Source organism: Arthrobacter sp. StoSoilB22 (assembly GCF_019977315.1).
Taxonomy (GTDB): domain Bacteria; phylum Actinomycetota; class Actinomycetes; order Actinomycetales; family Micrococcaceae; genus Arthrobacter.
This window is the reverse complement of sequence record NZ_AP024652.1, coordinates 4,241,247-4,260,577: the sequence shown is the minus strand read 5'-3', so window position 1 is coordinate 4,260,577 and position 19,331 is coordinate 4,241,247. Positions and strand designations below refer to the sequence as shown.

At 61.8% G+C, this 19,331-nt stretch carries 21 protein-coding genes; 12 read left to right on the top strand and 9 right to left on the bottom strand.

Features of this window, described 5'->3' with window-relative positions; genetic code table 11:
- Positions 1–71: 71 nt before the first annotated feature.
- Entirely contained in the window at positions 72–332 is a 261-nt protein-coding gene (locus tag LDN70_RS19730; protein WP_142937533.1) for a hypothetical protein, read from the bottom strand.
- Positions 325–594 carry a GlsB/YeaQ/YmgE family stress response membrane protein gene (locus LDN70_RS19725; protein ID WP_142937534.1) on the bottom strand — a complete coding sequence of 90 codons (270 nt, stop codon included), beginning with the start codon at positions 592–594 and terminating at the stop codon, positions 325–327. The genes LDN70_RS19730 and LDN70_RS19725 overlap by 8 nt, the downstream gene beginning before the upstream one ends.
- Before the next feature lie 629 nt (positions 595–1,223).
- Here LDN70_RS19725 and LDN70_RS19720 point away from each other — a divergent pair.
- A complete protein-coding gene (locus tag LDN70_RS19720; RefSeq protein WP_142937535.1) occupies positions 1,224–1,649 on the top strand; it encodes a hypothetical protein in 426 nt (141 codons plus the stop codon).
- Here the strand turns inward: LDN70_RS19720 and LDN70_RS19715 are convergent.
- Positions 1,646–2,350, bottom strand: a complete 705-nt coding sequence (locus tag LDN70_RS19715; protein ID WP_223941177.1) for an alpha/beta fold hydrolase — start codon at positions 2,348–2,350, stop codon at positions 1,646–1,648. The genes LDN70_RS19720 and LDN70_RS19715 overlap by 4 nt on opposite strands.
- A gap of 254 nt (positions 2,351–2,604) precedes the next feature.
- On the opposite strand from LDN70_RS19715, the gene LDN70_RS19710 reads away from it, so the two are divergent.
- The 7 genes from LDN70_RS19710 to LDN70_RS19680 all read left to right on the top strand — a co-directional run bounded on the left by LDN70_RS19710 (position 2,605) and on the right by LDN70_RS19680 (position 9,381).
- The gene (locus LDN70_RS19710) at positions 2,605–4,074 is read left to right on the top strand and encodes a fumarylacetoacetate hydrolase family protein (RefSeq protein WP_250821455.1); all 1,470 of its coding nucleotides are present in this window, start codon (positions 2,605–2,607) and stop codon (positions 4,072–4,074) included.
- Positions 4,067–4,741 (top strand): GntR family transcriptional regulator, encoded by a 675-nt coding sequence (locus LDN70_RS19705; RefSeq protein ID WP_223941175.1) that lies wholly within the window; start codon positions 4,067–4,069, stop codon positions 4,739–4,741. Before LDN70_RS19710 ends, LDN70_RS19705 begins: the two co-directional genes overlap by 8 nt.
- 11 nt (positions 4,742–4,752) lie before the next feature.
- Positions 4,753–6,264, top strand: a complete 1,512-nt coding sequence (gene hpaE, locus LDN70_RS19700; RefSeq protein ID WP_223941174.1) for a 5-carboxymethyl-2-hydroxymuconate semialdehyde dehydrogenase — start codon at positions 4,753–4,755, stop codon at positions 6,262–6,264.
- Between the two features lie 104 nt (positions 6,265–6,368).
- The gene (hpaD, locus tag LDN70_RS19695; protein ID WP_166842509.1) at positions 6,369–7,463 is read left to right on the top strand and encodes a 3,4-dihydroxyphenylacetate 2,3-dioxygenase; all 1,095 of its coding nucleotides are present in this window, start codon (positions 6,369–6,371) and stop codon (positions 7,461–7,463) included.
- Positions 7,464–7,466: 3 nt separating this feature from the next.
- On the top strand, positions 7,467–8,252 hold the full coding sequence (gene hpaH, locus LDN70_RS19690) for a 2-oxo-hept-4-ene-1,7-dioate hydratase (protein WP_142937541.1): 786 nt from the start codon (positions 7,467–7,469) through the stop codon (positions 8,250–8,252).
- On the top strand, positions 8,237–9,040 hold the full coding sequence (locus LDN70_RS19685; RefSeq protein ID WP_223941173.1) for an HpcH/HpaI aldolase family protein: 804 nt from the start codon (positions 8,237–8,239) through the stop codon (positions 9,038–9,040). Before hpaH ends, LDN70_RS19685 begins: the two co-directional genes overlap by 16 nt.
- Positions 9,041–9,108: 68 nt before the next feature.
- Positions 9,109–9,381, top strand: coding sequence for a hypothetical protein (locus LDN70_RS19680; RefSeq protein WP_142937543.1), 273 nt, complete (start codon positions 9,109–9,111; stop codon positions 9,379–9,381).
- On the opposite strand, the gene LDN70_RS19675 is transcribed toward LDN70_RS19680, so the two are convergent.
- The 5 genes from LDN70_RS19675 to purB form a co-directional block, all read right to left on the bottom strand.
- On the bottom strand, positions 9,382–9,738 hold the full coding sequence (locus LDN70_RS19675; RefSeq protein WP_166842508.1) for a nuclear transport factor 2 family protein: 357 nt from the start codon (positions 9,736–9,738) through the stop codon (positions 9,382–9,384).
- Between the two features lie 147 nt (positions 9,739–9,885).
- Complete coding sequence (locus LDN70_RS19670; protein WP_011776502.1) at positions 9,886–10,320, bottom strand: acyl-CoA thioesterase; 435 nt, start codon at positions 10,318–10,320, stop codon at positions 9,886–9,888.
- Between the two features lie 52 nt (positions 10,321–10,372).
- A complete protein-coding gene (locus LDN70_RS19665; RefSeq protein ID WP_142937545.1) occupies positions 10,373–10,876 on the bottom strand; it encodes a GNAT family N-acetyltransferase in 504 nt (167 codons plus the stop codon).
- Positions 10,877–11,156: 280 nt separating this feature from the next.
- The gene (locus tag LDN70_RS19660; protein WP_223941172.1) at positions 11,157–11,819 is read right to left on the bottom strand and encodes a histidine phosphatase family protein; all 663 of its coding nucleotides are present in this window, start codon (positions 11,817–11,819) and stop codon (positions 11,157–11,159) included.
- 273 nt (positions 11,820–12,092) lie between these two features.
- Entirely contained in the window at positions 12,093–13,499 is a 1,407-nt protein-coding gene (gene purB, locus LDN70_RS19655) for an adenylosuccinate lyase (RefSeq protein WP_223941171.1), read from the bottom strand.
- Positions 13,500–13,978: 479 nt separating this feature from the next.
- Between purB and LDN70_RS19650 the strand changes: the two genes are divergently transcribed.
- Positions 13,979–15,319, top strand: coding sequence for an alpha/beta fold hydrolase (locus LDN70_RS19650; RefSeq protein WP_223941170.1), 1,341 nt, complete (start codon positions 13,979–13,981; stop codon positions 15,317–15,319).
- Between the two features lie 32 nt (positions 15,320–15,351).
- Here LDN70_RS19650 and LDN70_RS19645 read toward each other — a convergent pair whose 3' ends face one another.
- The gene (locus LDN70_RS19645; protein WP_142937549.1) at positions 15,352–15,780 is read right to left on the bottom strand and encodes a phage holin family protein; all 429 of its coding nucleotides are present in this window, start codon (positions 15,778–15,780) and stop codon (positions 15,352–15,354) included.
- Between the two features lie 72 nt (positions 15,781–15,852).
- On the opposite strand from LDN70_RS19645, the gene LDN70_RS19640 reads away from it, so the two are divergent.
- The 3 genes from LDN70_RS19640 (at position 15,853) to LDN70_RS19630 (ending at position 19,296) form a co-directional block, all read left to right on the top strand.
- Positions 15,853–16,971: a histidinol-phosphate transaminase gene (locus LDN70_RS19640; protein WP_223941169.1), complete on the top strand. Its 1,119-nt coding sequence runs from the start codon at positions 15,853–15,855 to the stop codon at positions 16,969–16,971.
- Between the two features lie 151 nt (positions 16,972–17,122).
- Complete coding sequence (gene pdhA, locus LDN70_RS19635; protein WP_142937551.1) at positions 17,123–18,316, top strand: pyruvate dehydrogenase (acetyl-transferring) E1 component subunit alpha; 1,194 nt, start codon at positions 17,123–17,125, stop codon at positions 18,314–18,316.
- Positions 18,316–19,296 (top strand): alpha-ketoacid dehydrogenase subunit beta, encoded by a 981-nt coding sequence (locus tag LDN70_RS19630; protein WP_223941168.1) that lies wholly within the window; start codon positions 18,316–18,318, stop codon positions 19,294–19,296. Before pdhA ends, LDN70_RS19630 begins: the two co-directional genes overlap by 1 nt.
- The last annotated feature ends 35 nt before the right edge of the window (positions 19,297–19,331 follow it).

The following is a 19,331-nucleotide window of genomic DNA, read 5'->3' as shown; positions in this document are numbered from 1 at the left end:
CAGGTCCCGGGCAACGCAAGAGCCCGGAGACTGCAGCTGCAGTTCTCCGGGCTCTTGACTGTATTCAGATGTTACGGCCGACTGGAGCCTGACGCTTCTTCATCCGGTTCGGATGAGAAGGGCCGGTCCTTTGGGGTGTCTTCCGTGTTGTGCTCGTCGAGCTCTGCGTCCGCGGATGGGACCGTCTTCTCGGCGTAGTCGCCCTCGGTGTAATCACCGCCGGCGTCCTCCTTCAGCGTTTCCGGTGACGCGCCTGCGTCACCGTAATCGCCCTCGACATACTGGCCGTCGAGTTCATCGCCATTGGCGTCGTGGTTCTGGCTGTTAGCCATGGTGTGCCTTGCGGCCGGTGACCAGGCCGTAGATCAGCAGCACGATGATGGAGCCGCCGATGGCCAGGAGCCACGTGGTGAGGGAGAAGAATTCCTGCAGCCCGGTGCCGAAGATGAGGCTGCCGATCCAACCACCCAGGAGTGCGCCGACGACGCCCAACACGAGAGTGATGAGCCAGCCGCCACCCTGACGGCCGGGAAGAATAAGCTTAGCGATAGCGCCGGCCAAAAGACCGAGCAGAAGAAAACCAAAGAAACCCATTTTTGTTCCTACTTTCTTGTTGATGGAGATCCCATGAACATTATGAAGAGGTTCAGTTCATCGGGTGCCCTGTTCCAAAATGTAGGCACCAAATGCGGGCCCTGAAGGCCCTATGGAATGTGGGGAGTGGAACGAACTGCGCAACCCCGATGAAATTATGAATTACAGCGAACAAAGTACCCGTGCCGATGGGGTCGGACTGGGTGCTACATCAGCAACGCTAGCTGCTCCCGGGACTAGTAGCAAGTAACCTGACTATTAGCTCGCCCTTGCTTGCGGCCTCCAAACACCGGGGATTCGTGCTCCATTGGCCCTTATGGGAGTCCCTGAACCCCTTGGCAGTGCGCTGAACTTTCTCGCGCGACGGCTTCGGGTTTGCATCCGAATGCTCCTCAGGCCCTCGGCCCGCAGCCCCGGTCCTCAGGGTTTTCATCCATGGGGTTGTCATCCTGTTAGTTCTGTGGAATTCCAATGGTTGGCAAAGCAGTTGAATTTAATGCTCTATTTTGGCGGTCACAGCTAAGTCACCCCGCCATCAAATAAGCCGCCCCGCCGTCAAAGTGGAGGTGACAGGGTGCGGCGCGCGGGGCTAATGTCGATATACAAACACCTCGAAAGGAGTGATCGCTGTGAAAGGCAAAGCATTGTTCGCAGTTGGCGTGGCTGTCGGCTACGTGTGGGGATCGAAGTCCTGGCCGGAGGTGTACCGGCGGATCCGCGGAGGCACGGAGAAGGTCTGGAAGAACCCGGACGTGCAAGAGAACGTCCATCAAGCTACGGAAGCGGTCCAAGAGTCGGTTCCGGACATTCTGGACAACCTGTATGAGGCCGGCAAGAAGTTGATGGAAAAGGCCGAGACCATGTTCCCGGGCATTACTTCCCCCAAGTCGGGCCAGCACACGGACTCCACTTCCAGCAGCACGTCCACCGTTCCCACCATTAAGTCGGATGTCGTCTCTGATCCCGCCCTTGATGACACCACAGGAAGCGACTGGACCGGCGAGGGCGGCGCTGCACCGGAAGGGCCGGCCACTAACACGCCGCCCAAGCCTTAGCTGACGCGTTCCACCACAGTCAGGATCGCCTCGCCCAGTTCCTTGGGTTTGGTGAATTGCGGCCAGTGTCCCGTGGGGAGGTCGATGTACCCGACGTCATGGATCCTGGCGAGTTCCGCGGTGAAGGGATGCCCGGCATTCATCCACTCCTTGAGGAGAGAGGACGGGAACTGGCAGGCAATGATGGTGGCCGGAACGTCGTAGCGCCGGACATCGCTCAGGTGTTGCTGGTCAAAGGCAACGCCTTTGGGCTCGGGGATGGCCCGCGCACGGAACGCTTCCTTAAGCTCGTCAGTCAGGTCAATCAGGTCTTCGTCTTCGAACAGTTCCCAAGGCGGCAGCGGGAGGTCGTCGCCGTCGTCGGGCAGTTCATCATTGATGACCCCGCCCTCACCGAGCGGTCCGCTGTCAACGTAAATGGCGTGGGCTACCCGGTCCGGGCGGGTGTCTGCCACGCCGTGGATGATGGCGCCTCCACCAGAATGGCCCACCAGGATGACTTTGCCGTCCAGGGAGTCCACCTTCGTCACCACGGCGTCAATGTGCGTGCGGAGGCCGATGCCCGCGCGTGAAGCATCCACCGACTCCAGCCCTGGCAGCGTCAGCGGATGAACCGTGTGGCCAGCTGCTTCCAGGGGCGGCGTCACCTCCTCCCACGACGATGCGTCCAACCAGAATCCGGGTACAAGGATGATGTCCATGCCGGTACCCTACGGGAGCCCACCGACAGTTTGTAGGCTTCCCCCAACTCCACCCTCACCCAACTAGGTCGCAGCAGAGCGGTTGTGAGCGCTGAAAACGCGCTCTGCTGCTACTCGGTTGGGTGCGTACGGGGGGTTGACGAAGGTCACGTTCGACGTCATAGTGATTCGTATACGATTTCGTACTTGATCGTATTCGAGGAAGAGGAGGCGCCGTGACATTGGAGTTTCGGACCCAGGAAGTCAGCCAGGACATGCTGGCCCGGACGCGCAAAGTCATTGCCGTCCACATCAACTACCCCAGCCGCGCCGCACAGCGCGGACGCACCCCTGAACAGCCGTCGTACTTCCTGAAGCCGTCGTCCTCGCTGGCGCTCGGCACCACTGAAGCTCCAGGCACGGTAGAGCGCCCGGCCGGTTGTGAACTGCTTGGCTATGAGGGTGAGATCGCGCTGGTCATCGGCAAGTCCGCCCGCCGCGTCAGTCTTGAGGACGCTTGGAGCCACGTCGAGTGGGTCACGGCGTCCAACGACCTCGGCGTGTACGACCTCCGTTACGCGGACAAGGGCTCCAATGTCCGCTCCAAAGGCGGCGACGGCTTCACTCCCGTTGGTCCCGCGCTGATCCCGGCCGACGCCGTTGACCCGGCCCAGTTGCGAATTCGCACCTGGCACAACGGGGACCTGGTCCAGGACGACACCACCGAGGACCTGCTCTTCCCGTTCGCGCAGCTCGTCGCGGACCTTTCCCAGCTGCTCACCTTGGAAGAGGGCGACATCATCCTCACCGGCACCCCGGCCGGCGCCTCTGTTGCCAAGCCGGGTGACGTCGTCGAAATTGAAGTCACCGGCGGCGACTTCAGCAGCGGCCGCCTGGCCACCAGAGTAACGGAAGGTACGACGCCGTTCGCGGACTTTGGTGCCCGGCCCAGGACTGATGACACCCAGCGGGAAGAGGCCTACGGATCGCGCGAAGCTGCCGGTTTGGCTCCTGCCGTTTCCGTGCTGACTCCGGCGCTGAAGGCGAAGCTGGAATCCGTTGCTACGGCGACCCTTTCTTCGCAACTCCGCAAGCGTGGACTGAACAATGTAAGCATCGACGGACTGCAGGCAACCCGTCCGGACCGCAAAGTGGTGGGCCTCGCCAGGACTCTCCGCTACGTTCCCAACCGCGAGGACCTGTTCACAACCCATGGCGGCGGATTCAACGCCCAGAAACGTGCCATCGATTCCGTGAACGAGGGCGAAATCCTGCTCATGGAAGCCCGCGGCGAGAAGGGCACCGGCACCGTGGGGGACATCCTGGCGCTGCGGGCCCAGGTCCGCGGAGCTGCCGCGATCATCACCGACGGCGGCGTCCGCGACTACTCGGCCGTGGCTGACCTTGACATGCCTACCTACTTCGCCAACCCGCACCCGGCAGTGCTGGGCCGCCGCCACATTCCGTGGGACACGGACATCACCATCGCCTGCGGCGGCGCTACCGTGCAGCCGGGGGACATCATTGTGGCCGACTCGGACGGCATTCTGGTGATCCCGCCGGCCATCGCCGATGAACTTGCCGATGACTGCATTGCCCAGGAGAAGGAAGAAACCTTCATCTTCCAGATGGTGCAGGAAGGCAACAGCGTTGACGGGCTCTACCCCATGAACAAGGAATGGCAGGCACGCTTCCAGGAGTGGTCCGCTCGCCAGCAAACCGCGGAAGGAGCCCACGGTGCCTGAAACCGCCGTCGAGAGCGCCGCCGTCGAGAGTAAATCCCAGCAGGCGTATGCCGCCGTCAAGGAGCGGATCATCCAGGGCACCTACACGCCGGGGTACCGGCTGGTGCTCGCCAAGATCGCCGAGGACCTGGGCTTTAGCGTGGTTCCCGTGCGGGAAGCGATCCGCCGGCTGGAGGCCGAAGGGCTGGTGAAGTTCGAGCGGAACGTGGGCGCCACGGTCTCGGGCATTGATCCCACCGAGTACCTCTACACCATGCAGACGCTGAGCATCGTGGAAGGTGCGGCCACCGCGTTGTCCGCGCCACTGATCGATGCCATTGCCATAGAACGTGCGCGTGCGGTCAACGCCGAGATGCGCGAATGCCTGGAGCATTTTGATCCCGTCCGCTTCACCGCGCTGAACCAGGATTTCCACAGCGTCCTGTTTGAGCACTGCCCCAACCCGCACATCCTGGACCTCGTGCACCGGGGGTGGAACAGGCTGGCGTCCCTGCGATCGTCCACCTTCCGTTTTGTCCCCGGACGCGCCCAGGAATCGGTGCGCGAACACGAGGCACTCCTCCAGCTCATCGAGGGCGGAGCAGATGCCGACACCATCGAAAAAGCAGCCCGACAACACCGCGCCGCCACCTTGGACGCGTACCTCGCCACAGCAAAGAACCAGTAAGGACTTCAATGATGAGTACCTCTACAGAAACCACCAAGCACTACGTCCCCCAGGACCTGCCCACCCACATCCAGCACTTCATCAACGGTGAGTTCGTTGACTCGGTGTCCGGCAAGACCTTCGACGTCCTGGATCCGGTATCCAACGGCAACTACGCCACCGCTGCTGCCGGCCAAAAGGAAGACATCGACCTTGCTGTCGCCGCCGCCCGTGAAGCCTTCGTCAATGGGCCGTGGCCGAAGATGAAGCCCCGCGAGCGTGCCCGGGTGTTGAACAAGATTGCCGATGCCGTGGAGGCGCAGGAAGCACGCCTCGCCGAACTCGAAACCTTCGATACCGGCTTGCCGATTACCCAGGCCAAGGGCCAGGCCCTCCGTGCGGCGGAGAACTTCCGCTTCTTCGCGGACCTGATCGTGGCCCAGTTCGACGACGCCATGAAGGTCCCGGGCTCACAAATTAACTACGTGAACCGGAAGCCGATCGGCGTCGCCGGCCTGATCACCCCGTGGAACACCCCGTTCATGCTGGAGTCCTGGAAGCTTGCCCCGGCCCTGGCCACGGGCAACACCGTGGTCCTGAAACCTGCCGAATTCACACCTTTGTCCGCGTCACTGTGGGCGCAGATTTTCAAGGACGCAGGCTTGCCTGACGGTGTGTTCAACCTGGTCAACGGCCTGGGCGAAGAAGCCGGCGATGCACTGGTGAAGCACCCGGATGTTCCGCTGATTTCCTTCACCGGTGAGACCACCACGGGCCAGACCATCTTCCGGAACGCGGCCGAAAACCTCAAGGGCCTGTCCATGGAGCTCGGTGGCAAGTCCCCGTGTGTCGTGTTCGCAGATGCAGACCTGGACGCAGCCATTGATTCCGCGCTCTTTGGGGTCTTCTCGCTCAACGGCGAGCGCTGCACCGCCGGCTCCCGCATCCTGGTGGAGCGGGCCATCTACGACGAATTCTGCGAGAAGTACGCCGCCCGGGCCAAGAAGATCGTGGTGGGCGATCCCCACGATCTCAAGACCCAGGTGGGCGCACTCGTACACCCGGAGCACTACGACAAGGTGGCGTCCTACGTGGAGATCGGCAAGTCCGAAGGCCGGCTCCTGGCCGGTGGCGGCCGACCCGACCACCTCCCTGAGGGCAACTACATCGCACCCACGGTGTTTGCCGACGTCGCGCCTGACGCGCGGATCTTCCAAGAGGAAATCTTCGGTCCCGTCGTGGCCATCACGCCCTTCGAGAACGACGACGAAGCCCTCGCCTTGGCCAACAACACCAAGTACGGCCTGGCGGCCTATATCTGGACGCAGAACCTGACCCGGGCCCACAACTTCTCCCAGAACGTGGAAGCCGGCATGGTGTGGCTCAACAGCCACAATGTCCGCGATCTCCGCACCCCGTTCGGTGGCGTGAAGGCGTCCGGTCTGGGCCATGAGGGCGGCTACCGCTCCATCGATTTCTACACCGACCAGCAGGCCGTGCACATCACCCTCGGATCCGTGCACACCCCCAAATTCGGCGCCTAAACTCGGAGTTTTTGTACAGATAACGCCCCTAAAACCCGTTCTTAAGGGCCGTACCTGTACAAAAACTCCATCCACCTGACCCCTTTCAACGAAGAGAGAATCCCATGAGCAACTTCACCGGCCCCATCCCCACACCGTCGGTCCCCGCGCCGGACATTGTCCGCTGCGCCTACCTGGAACTCGTGGTCACTGACCTCGAGAAGTCCCGCGCGTTCTACGTGGACCTCCTGGGCCTGCACGTCACCGAAGAGGACGAGAACACCATCTACTTGCGCTCCTTCGAGGAGTTCATCCACCACAACCTGGTCCTTCGCAAGGGCCCCGTCGCCGCCGCTGCAGCGTTCGCGTACCGGGTGAAGTCCCCGGCCGAGGTGGACGCCGCCGAGGCATACTACCGCGAGCTGGGCTGCCGGGTGGAACGCCGCAAGGAAGGCTTCACCAAGGGCGTGGGCGACTCCGTCCGCGTGGAGGACCCGCTGGGTTTCCCGTACGAGTTCTTCTACGACGTGGAGCACGTGGAACGCCTCACCCAGCGCTACGACCTCTACTCCGCCGGTGAACTGGTCCGCTTGGACCACTTCAATCAGGTCACCCCGGACGTTCCGCGCGGCCGGGCCTATCTCGAGGATCTGGGCTTCCGCGTCTCTGAGGACATCAAAGATTCCGACGGCGTCACGTACGCCGCCTGGATGCACCGCAAGCAGACCGTGCACGACACCGCCCTGACCGGCGGCAACGGACCCCGCCTGCACCACATCGCGTTCTCCACGCACGAGAAACACAACATCATCCAGATCTGCGACAAGATGGGCGCCTTGCGCATCTCTGACAGGATCGAACGCGGCCCCGGGCGCCACGGCGTGTCCAACGCGTTCTACCTCTACATCCTGGACCCGGACGGCCACCGCGTGGAGATCTACACCCAGGACTACTACACCGGAGACCCGGACAACCCCACCGTCACGTGGGACGTCCACGACAACCAGCGCCGTGACTGGTGGGGGAACCCCGTGGTCCCGTCCTGGTACACGGAGGCCTCCCCGGTCCTGGACCTCGACGGAAACCCGCAGCCCATTATTGAACGCGAAGACAAGTCCGAAATGGCCGTCACCGTGGGCGCCGATGGCTTCTCCTACACCCGCGCCGACGCTGCCTCCGGCGAAGCTGCCGAGGGCTTCAAACTGGGAGCGCAGGTCTAAACCATGATGGACGCGAAGACGATCGAAGCCATTGCCGACGAGCTCCTCGAAGCCGGCCGTTCCCGTACGCCGGTTCCGCGGTTGACTGCCCGCTACCCCGATATGACGGTGGAGGACTCCTACGCCGTTCAGCAGCTCTGGATGCGGCGGAACGAAGAAGCAGGCCGCACGTTGGTGGGGCGGAAGATCGGCCTCACGTCCAAAGCCATGCAGGCCGCCACGGGCATCACCGAGCCTGATTACGGTGCCATTTTCGATGACATGGTCCTGGAAACCGGCTGCTCAGTGGAGTGGGACCAGTACACGCATCCGCGGGTTGAGGTGGAGTTGGCGTTTGTCCTCAAAGACGCGCTCAAAGGACCTGGCTGCACCATTTTCGACGTCCTCAACGCCACCGACTACGTGGTCCCGGCCCTCGAGATCCTGGACTCCAGGATCGAAATGGAGGGCCGGACCATCGTGGACACCATCTCGGACAACGCTGCGATGGGCGCCATGGTGGTGGGCGGCCGCCCGGTGCGGCCCGACGCCGTCGACCTCCGCTGGGTCTCCGCCATTCTGTACAAAAACCAGACCGTGGAAGAGACCGGAGTGGCCGCTGGAGTGCTCGATCACCCGGCCAACGGGGTCCACTGGCTGGCCAACAAAATTGCCGCGCACGGTGACTCGATGAAAGCCGGAGATATCATCCTGGCGGGCTCGTTTACACGTCCCCTATGGGTGTACAAAGGTGATACCGTGCACGCGGACTACGGACCGTTGGGAGTTGTGACATGTCACTTCAGCTGAGCCCCACCTTCTATTCGGCCCTCTCCGAAGCCGGCCGTCCGTTGGCCGGCATGTGGGTCTGTTCCGGCAGTCCGCTCGTGGCGGAGATCTGCGCGGGCTCCGGTTTGGACTGGCTGCTGATCGACGCCGAGCATAGCCCCAACGGGCTCGAATCCATCCTTGCGCAGCTCCACGCCGTCAGCGGGTACCCGCCGCAGGTCATGGTCAGGCCACCCGTCAACGACACCGTGATCATCAAGCAATACCTGGACCTCGGTGTGCAGAACCTGCTGATCCCCATGGTGAACTCGGCCTTCGAGGCAGCCACCGCAGTGGCCGCGGTAAGGTACCCGCCACTCGGGGTGCGGGGAGTCGGCTCGGCTCTGGCCCGCGCATCACGCTGGAACCGGGTCCCGGACTACTTGGCGTCCGCTTCGGAATCGATCAGCCTGACGGTCCAGATCGAATCGGAGGCTGCGGCATCAGCGGTGGAGGAGATCCTGGCGGTCGACGGCGTGGACGGCATCTTCCTCGGCCCCTCGGACCTAGCAGCCTCCATGGGCTTGCTGGGACAGCAGGAAAATCCCCTGGTGAGGGCCGTCGTCGAGCATTGCCTTGAAGCCGCAAAAGCGGCAAGTAAGCCCGCCGGCGTGAACGCCTTCAACGAATCAACCGCCCGGGCCTATCTCGACGCCGGGGCCTCCTTTGTCCTGGTGGGCGCCGATGTTGCGGTGCTGGCCCGCGCTTCCGAGGGCTTTGCATCCACGTTCATTCCGGTGTCTAAGACGGCTGACCGCGAAAGCTACTGACCCTTTGGTATCCGCGGCCTGCGCGTGGGTTAGGCTCGAATGAACGAGGCAGCCTGAGGGACAGTGCCATGAATCGTCGTGTTGTAGCTGTATTTGCTGTTGTAACTATGCTCGGAGTGGCTGGTTGTTCGTCGCCGACGGGCCTGGATGTCCTGGTGCGGGAAGCGACGGCGGAGGACGAACTTCCGGGGACCGTGAGCCTTATCAGTGTGGATACGGACATCAAAGCCGGGTCAGCCCGGTTGCTGACAACGTACGACGACGTGGAGTACTACGCGGCCAAGAGCTCCACTGGCGGGTCCGCCTGGATCCACCCCAACGTCCTCTATAAATCCCGCTAGCTATTTGCGGGCCATGTACCACTCCGTGAATTCGCGGGCGCGGCCGTCCTCAGCAAACCGGATGACCCACAGGTTGTCGTAGGTGGGGTCGCCGTTAAGGTACGTGGTCAGGCCCTGGACGAAAGCCGTGTCGTCGTCCCTGCCCAAGAGCGTCCATTCGAACGTCCAGTCCTCCGGCTTGTCCCCGGCGTCAGCCCATGCTTTGACGATCTCTTCGTGGCCGTTCCACGGTTTCGCCGTGTTGGGCCGGTCGTAGTAGACGGCGTCCTCGGTGAAAAGCGCCCTGATTTCTGCGGGATCATTCGAGGTCCACGCGCGTTCGTACTGATCCATCCAGGAGTTCACGTCGTTGCTCATCTACCCGTTCTACCCTGCTGGGGCAGGTGGGTTCAACGGTGCGGTTGTTGGTTTCACCGAACGTTCCATCCCGGTTAGCGTCCCGCCTTCCCTCTCACAGACGGTCTTCGGGTACCAGCGGTCATCAAGCGCCCGACGGCGGCAGGTTCAGTCTTCGTCGAGCGTTTCAGTCAGGTGGTGCGTGGGGATGCGATCGCGGTCGTACGTGATCTCCGTGTAGCCGTGAGGTTGGGGGCGGCCGTCGGGGCCGAGGTTCACAAAGACGATCTCCTCGATGGTAAGGATCGCTTCGCGCGTGATCATGTTGCGGACCTCGGCGCGCATGGTCAAGGACGTGCGGCCGAAGCGCTTCGCGGTCAGGCCCATCTCAACCAAGTCACCTTGAACTGCGGAACTGACGAAGTTGATCTCCGAAATGTACTTGGTGACGGCACGGCCGTTGCCCAGTTGGAGGATGGCGTAGATCGCGGCCTCTTCATCGATCCACTTCAGCAGGCTGCCACCAAAGAGCGTGCCGTTGGCGTTAAGGTCCTCGGGCCGCACCCATTTGCGGGTACGGAAGGTGATGTCTGCTTTTTCCATAATCCGAGATTATCGAACTGAAGCAACCCGCGCTTGATGTTGCGCCCGAACGCTAGGCCATGGCGGTGTGCGAGGCACTGTGCGAGTCGATCCGTTTTGAGTAGCAAAACGATCCGCTGGCACCGACGTAAGGACCGAAATTCGGGACGGCCGCAAAGCCCGCGCTCTCATAGAAGCTTCTCCCGTCTGACTGGGCCGACCCCGCCTCAGCTGCGATCACAGTAAAACCGTGCGAATGAGCCTGCGCTTCAAGGGCGGCAAGGATGGAGCTCGCCACTCCGGAGCCGCGGGCATACGGGACCACATAGAGCCGCTTGATCTCTGCGGTGTTCTCATCCAGCATTCTCAAACCGCCGCATCCCAGAGGCTGGCCCGAGCATTTTTCGTAAGCCACCACAAAAACTGCTGTGTCTGCTTCCGTTGGCGGTGGCCCAGGCTCATGGTCCGTGGTGCCGAACCTCGCGTCGAGTTCTGCCTGCTGTGCGGCGCGGAGGTCTGCGCCCACGGGATTCGCCCAAGTTACCTGCCGGATGTTGAGCCGTGGGTTTGTCTGCATTTGTGCCTCTTTTCGCCGGGTTTCGGGGAGGGGTCTATGCGTACTAAGCCTAGGGAGCTGCGGTTACCGCGGTGTTTCCTGCGCGTAAGGGGTGGGAGAATTGCGGGACTTTCTTGCGTTGTGAGGCCCGCTCTGCGCCCTTATGGGTGGTTTTACCGAGCAGAGCAGGCCCCGCAGCGTGCAGAGTAGGGCCCGCAGCGTGCAGAGTAGGGCCCGCAGCGTGCAGAGTAGGGCCCGCAGCGTGCAAGGCGGACGGTGCGCCGGCATGGGCTGTACGGAATCAGGGGTGAAGTGCCTCGCCCGTCGGGTCCTCCGCGGTGTGGTCTGCCAGCGCCGTGCCTCCGCCAGGGATTTGGTCCCAATGAAGCACCCGCCATCCGCTTTCCGGGTCCCCTTCCAACGCAACGATCCCAGTGTTGGGGAGTTGATGCGTTTCGGCGAACACGGTGTCGATGTCTGTCGCCCGACGGCCCGCCCAGCAACGGATAGCAGCACCGTGGCTGACGATTGCCGCCGTCGAATGTCCTGCGGCCGCAACCTGCTGGACTGAAGCGTCAAATCTGGCAAAGAAGTCGTGTCCGTCAGAAGCCCCGGGCATGCGCACATCCAAGTGGCCATCCGTCCACGCAAAGACGGTGCTCATGTAACGGCGGTGAGATTCGTGGTCGGTCTTCTTTTCAAGTGAGCCCGCCTCGATCTCATGGACTCCGTCCAGGATTGCCGGCTCCAATCCGATAGCTTTCGCCAGGGGAGCGACGGTCCGCTGAGTGCGCAGCAGGGTGGAGGTGTACAGGGCTTCGATTGCTTCATGGGCCAGAGCCTTCGGCAGGGCGGACGCCTGGCGCTCACCGAGCTTGGTCAGCCCGGGGCCCGGGAACGCAGTGTCCAACTGGCCTGCGACGTTGCCGGGTGTCTGTCCGTGCCTGATCAACAGGAGCTTCATGGGTGCTCCGCTCCTTCCGATGTAACAGTTTCGGCCTTGCTCGCCTCCCGCGCTCCTGCCCGGTTACTCCCAGCCAACCAGCCGGCTGAGCACCGGAATAGCCCGACACGCCGTGTCTCAGGGCCCCCGCTGAGCTGCTGGTAGCAGCAACCGGGATGGAACGCGCTTCTGTTCACCAGCCTAATCGCCGATCGCTGGATAAGCCGACGGCGGGCCGAGGCACCCAGCCCCGGCCCGCCGTCGTCGAGCGTTCTGTACTACAACAGATGATCCTTACTGAAGGTGGTCCACCAGTTTGTCCGCGATGCCCGTGTACTTGCCCGGGGTCAGCGCGAGCAGGCGGGCTTCGGCGTCAGCGGAGAGGCCGAGACCCTGCACGAATTCCTGCATGCGGGCGCCGTCCACACGCTGTCCGCGGGTAAAGTCCTTGAGGCGCTCGTAAGGGTTTTCCATGCCTTCGACGCCGGCAATTGCCTCGGCCCGCATGACCATCTGAATGGCTTCGCCAAGGACTTCCCAGTTGGTGTCGAGATCGCCCGCGAGGACCTCTTCTGCGACGTCGAGGGCCTTCAAACCCTTGGCCACATTGGAGATGGCGAGCAACGAGTGGCCGAATGCGACGCCGATGTTCCGCTGCGACGAGGAGTCCGTAAGGTCGCGCTGCCAGCGGGAGGTCACCAGGGTGGCCCCCAAAGTGTCCAAGAGCCCGTTGGAGATTTCCAGGTTGGCTTCGGCGTTCTCGAAGCGGATCGGGTTCACCTTGTGCGGCATGGTGGAGGAGCCGGTGGCCCCGGCAACCGGAATCTGACGGAAGTAGCCGATGGAGATGTAGCTCCAGATGTCCGTGCAAACGTTGTGCAGGATGCGGTTGAAGCGCGCGATGTCCGCGTACAGCTCAGCCTGCCAGTCGTGGCTCTCGATCTGCGTCGTGAGCGGGTTCCACGTGAGGCCCAGGCCTTCCACGAACGTCTTGGCGACCGCTTCCCAGTCAGCGCTGGGAACTGAAGCCACGTGGGCTGCGTACGTTCCGGTGGCGCCGTTGATCTTGCCGAGGTACTCAGTCTTGGCGATGCGCGCCAACTGGCGGTTCAAACGGTGAGCAATGACAGCAAGTTCCTTGCCCAAGGTGGTGGGCGTGGCTGGCTGGCCGTGGGTGCGGGACAGCATGGGCACGGAGCGGTTTGCCTCGGCCATGGCCTCGATCTGCTTCACTAGGGCGGTGGCGTTGGGCAGCCACACATCCTCCACCGCACCCTTGATTCCCACAGCGTAGGAAAGGTTGTTGATGTCCTCGGACGTGCAACCGAAGTGCACCATGGCGGTGAGGTTCTCGATGCCGATTGCCCCTAGGCGGCGGCCGATGTAGTACTCAACAGCTTTGACGTCGTGGACGGTGACGGCTTCTATTTCCGCGAGTTCGTTGACGGACGCAGCGTTGAATTCGGTAACGATGGCACGCAACTGGGCCACCTGCTGGTCAGACAGAGGCCCGGCGCCGGGCAGAACGGACTGGCTGGTCAGGTGGATGAGCCACTCGACTTCGACGTGAACGCGATCGCGGTTAAGCGCGGCCTCGGACAAGTAATCCACGAGGGGCGCGACGGCGGCACGGTAGCGCCCGTCGAGGGCGCCAAGGGCGAGGGGTTCGGAAGCGAGAGACACGCGGAGGGATTCAGCCATGATGCCTATTCTTTCATGTTCCGCGAGGGGTCATGCAGACCATGACGAGGCTATGTGGACGGCCGTTCAGGTTATCCACATAAGCGACAAAGCAACTTCCGGTGGGTTCTGCTGCTCCGTAGCGTCGACCTTATCGATCAGCAGAACAATCAATGGAGTACACAGACAATGAGCGTCGGCTTGATGCCTGCACCCAACCCGCCCACATTTGATCCCTTGCAGTGCGCTTCCCGAAGCCATGAAGTACAGAGGTTGGCCTGGCGAATGCAATCGTGCGTGGACCAAGTGGACGTGGTCCTTGCGTCGCTGCGCAGAGCCCAGGTAGACGACTGGCTTTCCCCTGCCGGGCGGGCATACAGGATAACCCTTGCCTTGCATGCTTCAGCGCTGATGCGAGCACGTGAGTCTCTGGAGGCCGCAGTGGCGGTGGTGCTCAGGCACTCTCAGAACGTCTCCGTCTCCAGCGAACGGGGGCCGTAATGGCAGATTCAGCTCCCGTCGGGGCCGGCGCAGCGCCGCAGCCCACCCCTCCGGCCAACGATGGAATCCTCAGTATCAGGGGAGGTGTGGGCGGAATGTCTTTTCAGCTCGAAGAACTCCTCCGCGGCGCGGGAACGCTCGATGGACTGGTTCAACAACTAGTGGGTATAGAAAACGAGGCCCGCCAGGTCCAAGACGGCCTGGAACCCTTTCTGTACGACTCCTATGAAACAGGCTGCAAAGCCCTCAATGCTGTGGCCGAGAGCCGCAAGGAAGTGGGAAGAGTCCGGCAGGAACTGGTGGAGGTCAGCGCAAGTGTGCGGGCAAGCCACCGGGATTATGTGGAAGGGGAAGCCAAAAACGTCCTGCCGCTGCTCCCGAACCTTAGCGAGATAAAGCCGGCCTGGCCGCCTACCCGGGATATGAGCAACTATCTGGCCTCAGGTCTTCTTCCATTCTGGACGACTCCAGGGGGCGTCGTTCACCAGATCCTTGAGGTGCCCCGGCTTTCGGACATGCGACCAAGACCCGTCAGCATCGAAAAGATGGACGAATCGGTCGAGGATATGGAACCGTCCATGGCGGAAAGCCTTCGTCGTCTCGAGAGACTCCATGCCCGCAACGACGGTGAGATTGAGATTATCTGCCTCGACAACAGCGGCTCGCCTTCTTGGATGGTACTGATCCCGGGCACCCAACCTCATTCACCCAGCTCCAACCCCTTCGACACGCAGGGAATTGGCGAAGCACTGGGATACGACTCTGAAGAAGTTGTCTCTGCCGTTGGCCAGGCACTCCGAGAAGCCGGAGCTGAGGCGGGCGATCAAGTGGTGGCAGTAGGACATAGCCAAGGAGGTCTCCACGCCATGAATCTCAGCCAGAACAGGGCGTTCCTCGAAGAATTCGACCTTAAGTATGTGCTCACGGCCGGATCGCCCGTGGGAGGCATCACCCCCGAGCCCGGTATCAGTTCACTGCATTTGGAACATACCCAAGACTGGGTTCCTGGAGCCGAAGGCCGAGTTAACGTCGACACAAAAGACCGGGTGACGGTGACGCTGACAAATGAGGTCAAAACTCCGGACGGGCAGGATCCCGGCATCGGCCCCGGACATTCCCAGGAGAACTATGCTGCAGGAGCTGCGCTGGTGACCGCGAGCCATGACGAGTCACTGGCAGCCTCGACTGCAGCGTTCGTTGGTGTTGTGGGCGTGGGCGGCGTTGCCAAGGTGACTCGGTTCAAGCTGGAAAGAGCTCCGCTTCCGGTCCAACCGCCGTCTCCACACCCTCCCTCGCCACCTACCATCCAGAAGACTAAGCAGGGAGCTGCAACAAGGTAGGGCTCGTACGGACGTGTCCGGGTGGGGAAGTGTTAGCGCTTCTTGGCACCCGGAATAAGGCCCGCCACCATGGAAATGATGCTGATGATGATGGAGGCAAGGATTGCTGTCCAGAAGAAGGAGTCAATAGTGAGGTGCACGGGCGTGAAGGTACTCAGCCATGCCGTCAGGTACAGCATGGCTGCATTGATCACGATAGTGAACAGACCCAGCGTCAGGATGGTCACCGGAAGGGACAACAGCCTGACCAAGGGGCGGACGAAGGCGTTCACCACTCCGAAGATCAGGCCGATGAACAGGTACGCCAGGATGATGCCGGCGGTGTCTGCGCCCTGGGTGAGTCCGGCGTTGGCCGCGGCCGATTCCGTGGCGCTGGTGGAGATGTCCATGCCTTGCAGGAGCCAGGTTGCAACCCACAAGGCAAGCCCGTTGATCAAGACACGAATGATGAATGAACCCATGGACCCATGCTTTCACACGCTGCTGTTAAGGAGCTCGGTGTCAGCCATGGGTGGGCAAGTAGGCTTGAAGCCATGACTACTACTGACAACGTACCGGAGGGCGTAATCCCTCGTCCGGTCGTGGACAGGCTCCCCAAATATGCAGCTGGTAAACCACCTGCTGCGATTGCGGGCCTCACCAGCTATAAATTGTCGTCCAACGAAAACCCTCTGCCTCCGATTCCTGCAGTGTTGCAGGCAATCGCAGATCAGACCGATATCAATCGCTATCCGGACCCGCTGGCCACAAAGCTGCGTAACGCCTTGGCTGACTTCCTTGATGTTCCGGCTGACGATGTTGTCACGGGCGCCGGCAGCCTGGGGGCACTGAACCAAATCCTGGGCACCTTTGCAGGGCAGAATGACGACGGTAAGCAGGACGAGGTGATTTACGCCTGGCGCTCCTTCGAGGCGTACCCCATCTGCGTCGGCCTCGCCGGGGCAGCAAGTGTCCAAATTCCGCTGCTGCCAGACGGGCGCCACGACCTCCAAACCATGGCTGCCGCAGTAACCGTCCGCACCAAGGTCATCCTCCTGTGTACGCCGAACAACCCTACTGGTCCCATCCTTACGGCCGAGGAAACGGAACGCTTCATCCAGGCGGTGCCGCCCAATGTGGTGGTTGTCATCGATGAGGCGTACCAGGAGTTCGTCCGGGATGCGGAGGCTGTGGACGGCATCAAGCTCTACCGTAAATACCCCAATGTGGTGGTTCTGAGGACCTTCTCCAAAGCGCACGGACTGGCTGGCCTGCGCGTTGGCTACAGTGTCTCCGGTCCCTTGCTGACCCAGCATCTCCGGGTGACGGCCACTCCGTTCGCCGTTTCCCAGATTGCGGAGCGAGCTGCCGTTACGTCCATCGAGAATTTCGATCAGGTTGTGGAAAGGGTACAAAGCCTGGTGGATGAACGGGATCGCGTGACGGCTGGCCTGAGGGAACTCGGTTGGTTTGTTCCAGAGGCTCAAGGCAACTTTGTTTGGTTGAATCTTGGGGAGCACAGCGCGGAGTTTGCTGCTTTGGCGGCGGAACAGGCCCTGTCAGTCCGTGCCTTTGGAAACGAGGGTGTACGAGTCAGCATTGGCGAGGTGGAAGCCAACACCCGCTTCTTGGATCTCTGTGCAGGTTATACAAAGGCTCCGCAAGGTTCCTAGCGGTTAACAAATGCGCCAACGCTACTTACTGCCGATAAAGTAAGGGACGAAAGCCAAAGTATATGCCCGTTCCGGAATGCATTCCGGAACGGGCATATATCCCAGCGACAGACATTGCCCGGCGCCTCGCCACGGCAAGCAAGGAGACGGAATGGGCTCGACACAACTGCCCCCCGGGACGGAAGAAACTCTCGCGGCAACCACCGCGGCAGCAGCCGCGCCAGGCGAACCAGTGGAAATGGTGCAGTTGCTCGGACCTGACGGGACATTGGGATCCGATCCCGTCTTTTCGGACTACGCCAAGCGGATTGACCCCGAGAAACTCCGTGTCTTCTACACAGACATGGCAAGGATCCGACGCTTTGACCAGGAAGCCACGGCACTGCAGCGTCAGGGTGAGCTTGCCTTGTGGGTACCGCTGACCGGTCAGGAGGCCGCGCAGATCGGTTCGGCCCACGCAAGCCAGTCGCAGGACTACATTTTCCCCACCTACCGCGAACACGGCGTCGCCCTGGTCCGCAACGTGGACCTTGCCGAACTACTCAAGCAGTTCCGTGGCGTCTCCAACGGCGGCTGGGATCCCCGGGAGAACAACTTCCACCTGTACACCTTGGTCCTCGCAGCTCAAACACTCCACGCAGTTGGCTATGCCATGGGCATCCAGAGAGACCAGAAGCTCGCTGCGGCTACAGATTCCGCGGACCCCAATGCAGCGGTTATCGCCTACTTCGGTGATGGCGCAAGCTCTGAAGGCGACGTCCACGAGTCCATGGTCTTCGCTGCGTCGTACAACGCTCCTGTGGTGTTTTTCTGCCAGAACAACCACTGGGCCATTTCGGTGCCCACAGAGGTCCAGACCAAGGTTCCGTTGGCCAACCGTGCCAAGGGCTACGGTTTCCCGGGAATCAGGGTGGACGGAAACGATGTCATCGCCGTCCACGCTGTTACCGAGTGGGCTCTCGAGCATGCCCGCGAGGGCCGGGGCCCTGTGCTCATTGAGGCCTACACCTACCGGGTAGGTGCACACACCACTGCCGATGACCCCACGAAGTACCGGGAATCCGCGGAAGAAGCTGCCTGGCGCGAAAAGGATCCGCTGGACCGCTTGGAGAAGTACCTGCGCACCGAAGGCCTGGCGGACGAAGCGTTCTTCGACCAAGTAAAGGCCGACGGCGATGAACTCGCCAAGTACGTCCGCAGCACAACACATGGCCTCGAGGTCCCGGACATCCGCGATGCTTTCGCCAGCGTGTACGCCGAACAACACCCGCTGATTGCGGAAGAACTTGCTTGGTTCGAGGAATACTCGGCCGGCTTTGAGAGCGACCAGGAGGCAGCGAACTGATGGCAACAATGACCATTGCGAAGGCCATCAATGAAGGTCTCCGGGCATCGCTGACGAACAACCCCAAGTCCTTGCTGATGGGCGAGGACATCGGTCACCTGGGCGGTGTTTACCGTGTCACCGATGGCTTGATCAAAGAGTTCGGCGACGAACGCGTCGTGGACACCCCGTTGGCTGAATCGGGCATCGTCGGCACTGCCATTGGCTTGGCGCTGCGCGGATACTCGCCGGTCTGCGAGATCCAGTTCGACGGCTTCGTCTACCCGGCTTTCAACCAGATCACCACCCAGCTGGCCAAGATCCACGCGCGCAGCCTCGGGAAGTTGACCGTTCCTGTGGTCATCCGCATCCCGTACGGCGGCGGCATCGGCTCCATCGAGCATCACTCCGAGTCTCCCGAGGCGCTCTTCGCGCACACTGCCGGCCTACGCATCATTTCGCCTTCAAACGCCCACGATGCGTACTGGATGATCCAGAAGGCCATTGAATGCCAGGACCCCGTGATCTTCTTCGAACCCAAGCGCCGTTACTGGCTCAAGGGTGAGGTTGATGTAGAGGACGCCGGGCTGTCCGAGGACCCCTTCAAAGCGCACGTTGTCCGCGAAGGCTCGGATGCAACCATCGTGGCCTATGGCCCGCTGGTGCCGGTGGCGTTAGCGGCCGCGAACGCCGCAACCGAGGACGGACGGAGCGTTGAAGTCATCGACCTCCGTTCCATCTCACCTCTGGACTTCGACACCGTGGAAGCGTCGGTCAAGAAGACTGGCCGGTTGATCGTAGCCCACGAGGCCCCCACGTTCGGTGGCATCGGCGGAGAGATCGCTGCCCGCATCAGTGAACGGGCATTCCTGCACCTGGAGGCACCGGTGATCCGAGTCGGTGGATTCCACATGCCGTACCCCGTCGCCAAGGTGGAAGAGGACTACTTGCCGGACATCGACAAAATCCTTGAGGCGCTCGACCGCTCCTTCTCTTACTAGAACTGCCGGTTCCACCAGGACCGCCTGTTCACCGC

Bases quoted from the DNA above. Each gene is read 5' to 3' on its own strand.
- LDN70_RS19670 (WP_011776502.1), bottom strand. From the start codon at position 10,320: ATGGAAAAAGCAGACATCACCTTCCGTACCCGCAAATGGGTGCGGCCC.
- hpaH (WP_142937541.1), top strand. From the start codon at position 7,467: ATGATGGACGCGAAGACGATCGAAGCCATTGCCGACGAGCTCCTCGAA.
- pdhA (WP_142937551.1), top strand. From the start codon at position 17,123: ATGGGCTCGACACAACTGCCCCCCGGGACGGAAGAAACTCTCGCGGCA.
- LDN70_RS19675 (WP_166842508.1), bottom strand. From the start codon at position 9,738: ATGAGCAACGACGTGAACTCCTGGATGGATCAGTACGAACGCGCGTGG.
- purB (WP_223941171.1), bottom strand. From the start codon at position 13,499: ATGGCTGAATCCCTCCGCGTGTCTCTCGCTTCCGAACCCCTCGCCCTT.
- hpaE (WP_223941174.1), top strand. From the start codon at position 4,753: ATGAGTACCTCTACAGAAACCACCAAGCACTACGTCCCCCAGGACCTG.
- LDN70_RS19640 (WP_223941169.1), top strand. From the start codon at position 15,853: ATGACTACTACTGACAACGTACCGGAGGGCGTAATCCCTCGTCCGGTC.
- LDN70_RS19685 (WP_223941173.1), top strand. From the start codon at position 8,237: ATGTCACTTCAGCTGAGCCCCACCTTCTATTCGGCCCTCTCCGAAGCC.
- LDN70_RS19715 (WP_223941177.1), bottom strand. From the start codon at position 2,350: ATGGACATCATCCTTGTACCCGGATTCTGGTTGGACGCATCGTCGTGG.
- LDN70_RS19650 (WP_223941170.1), top strand. From the start codon at position 13,979: ATGGCAGATTCAGCTCCCGTCGGGGCCGGCGCAGCGCCGCAGCCCACC.
- LDN70_RS19630 (WP_223941168.1), top strand. From the start codon at position 18,316: ATGGCAACAATGACCATTGCGAAGGCCATCAATGAAGGTCTCCGGGCA.
- LDN70_RS19725 (WP_142937534.1), bottom strand. From the start codon at position 594: ATGGGTTTCTTTGGTTTTCTTCTGCTCGGTCTTTTGGCCGGCGCTATC.
- hpaD (WP_166842509.1), top strand. From the start codon at position 6,369: ATGAGCAACTTCACCGGCCCCATCCCCACACCGTCGGTCCCCGCGCCG.
- LDN70_RS19680 (WP_142937543.1), top strand. From the start codon at position 9,109: ATGAATCGTCGTGTTGTAGCTGTATTTGCTGTTGTAACTATGCTCGGA.
- LDN70_RS19645 (WP_142937549.1), bottom strand. From the start codon at position 15,780: ATGGGTTCATTCATCATTCGTGTCTTGATCAACGGGCTTGCCTTGTGG.
- LDN70_RS19660 (WP_223941172.1), bottom strand. From the start codon at position 11,819: ATGAAGCTCCTGTTGATCAGGCACGGACAGACACCCGGCAACGTCGCA.
- LDN70_RS19730 (WP_142937533.1), bottom strand. From the start codon at position 332: ATGGCTAACAGCCAGAACCACGACGCCAATGGCGATGAACTCGACGGC.
- LDN70_RS19710 (WP_250821455.1), top strand. From the start codon at position 2,605: ATGCTGGCCCGGACGCGCAAAGTCATTGCCGTCCACATCAACTACCCC.
- LDN70_RS19665 (WP_142937545.1), bottom strand. From the start codon at position 10,876: ATGCAGACAAACCCACGGCTCAACATCCGGCAGGTAACTTGGGCGAAT.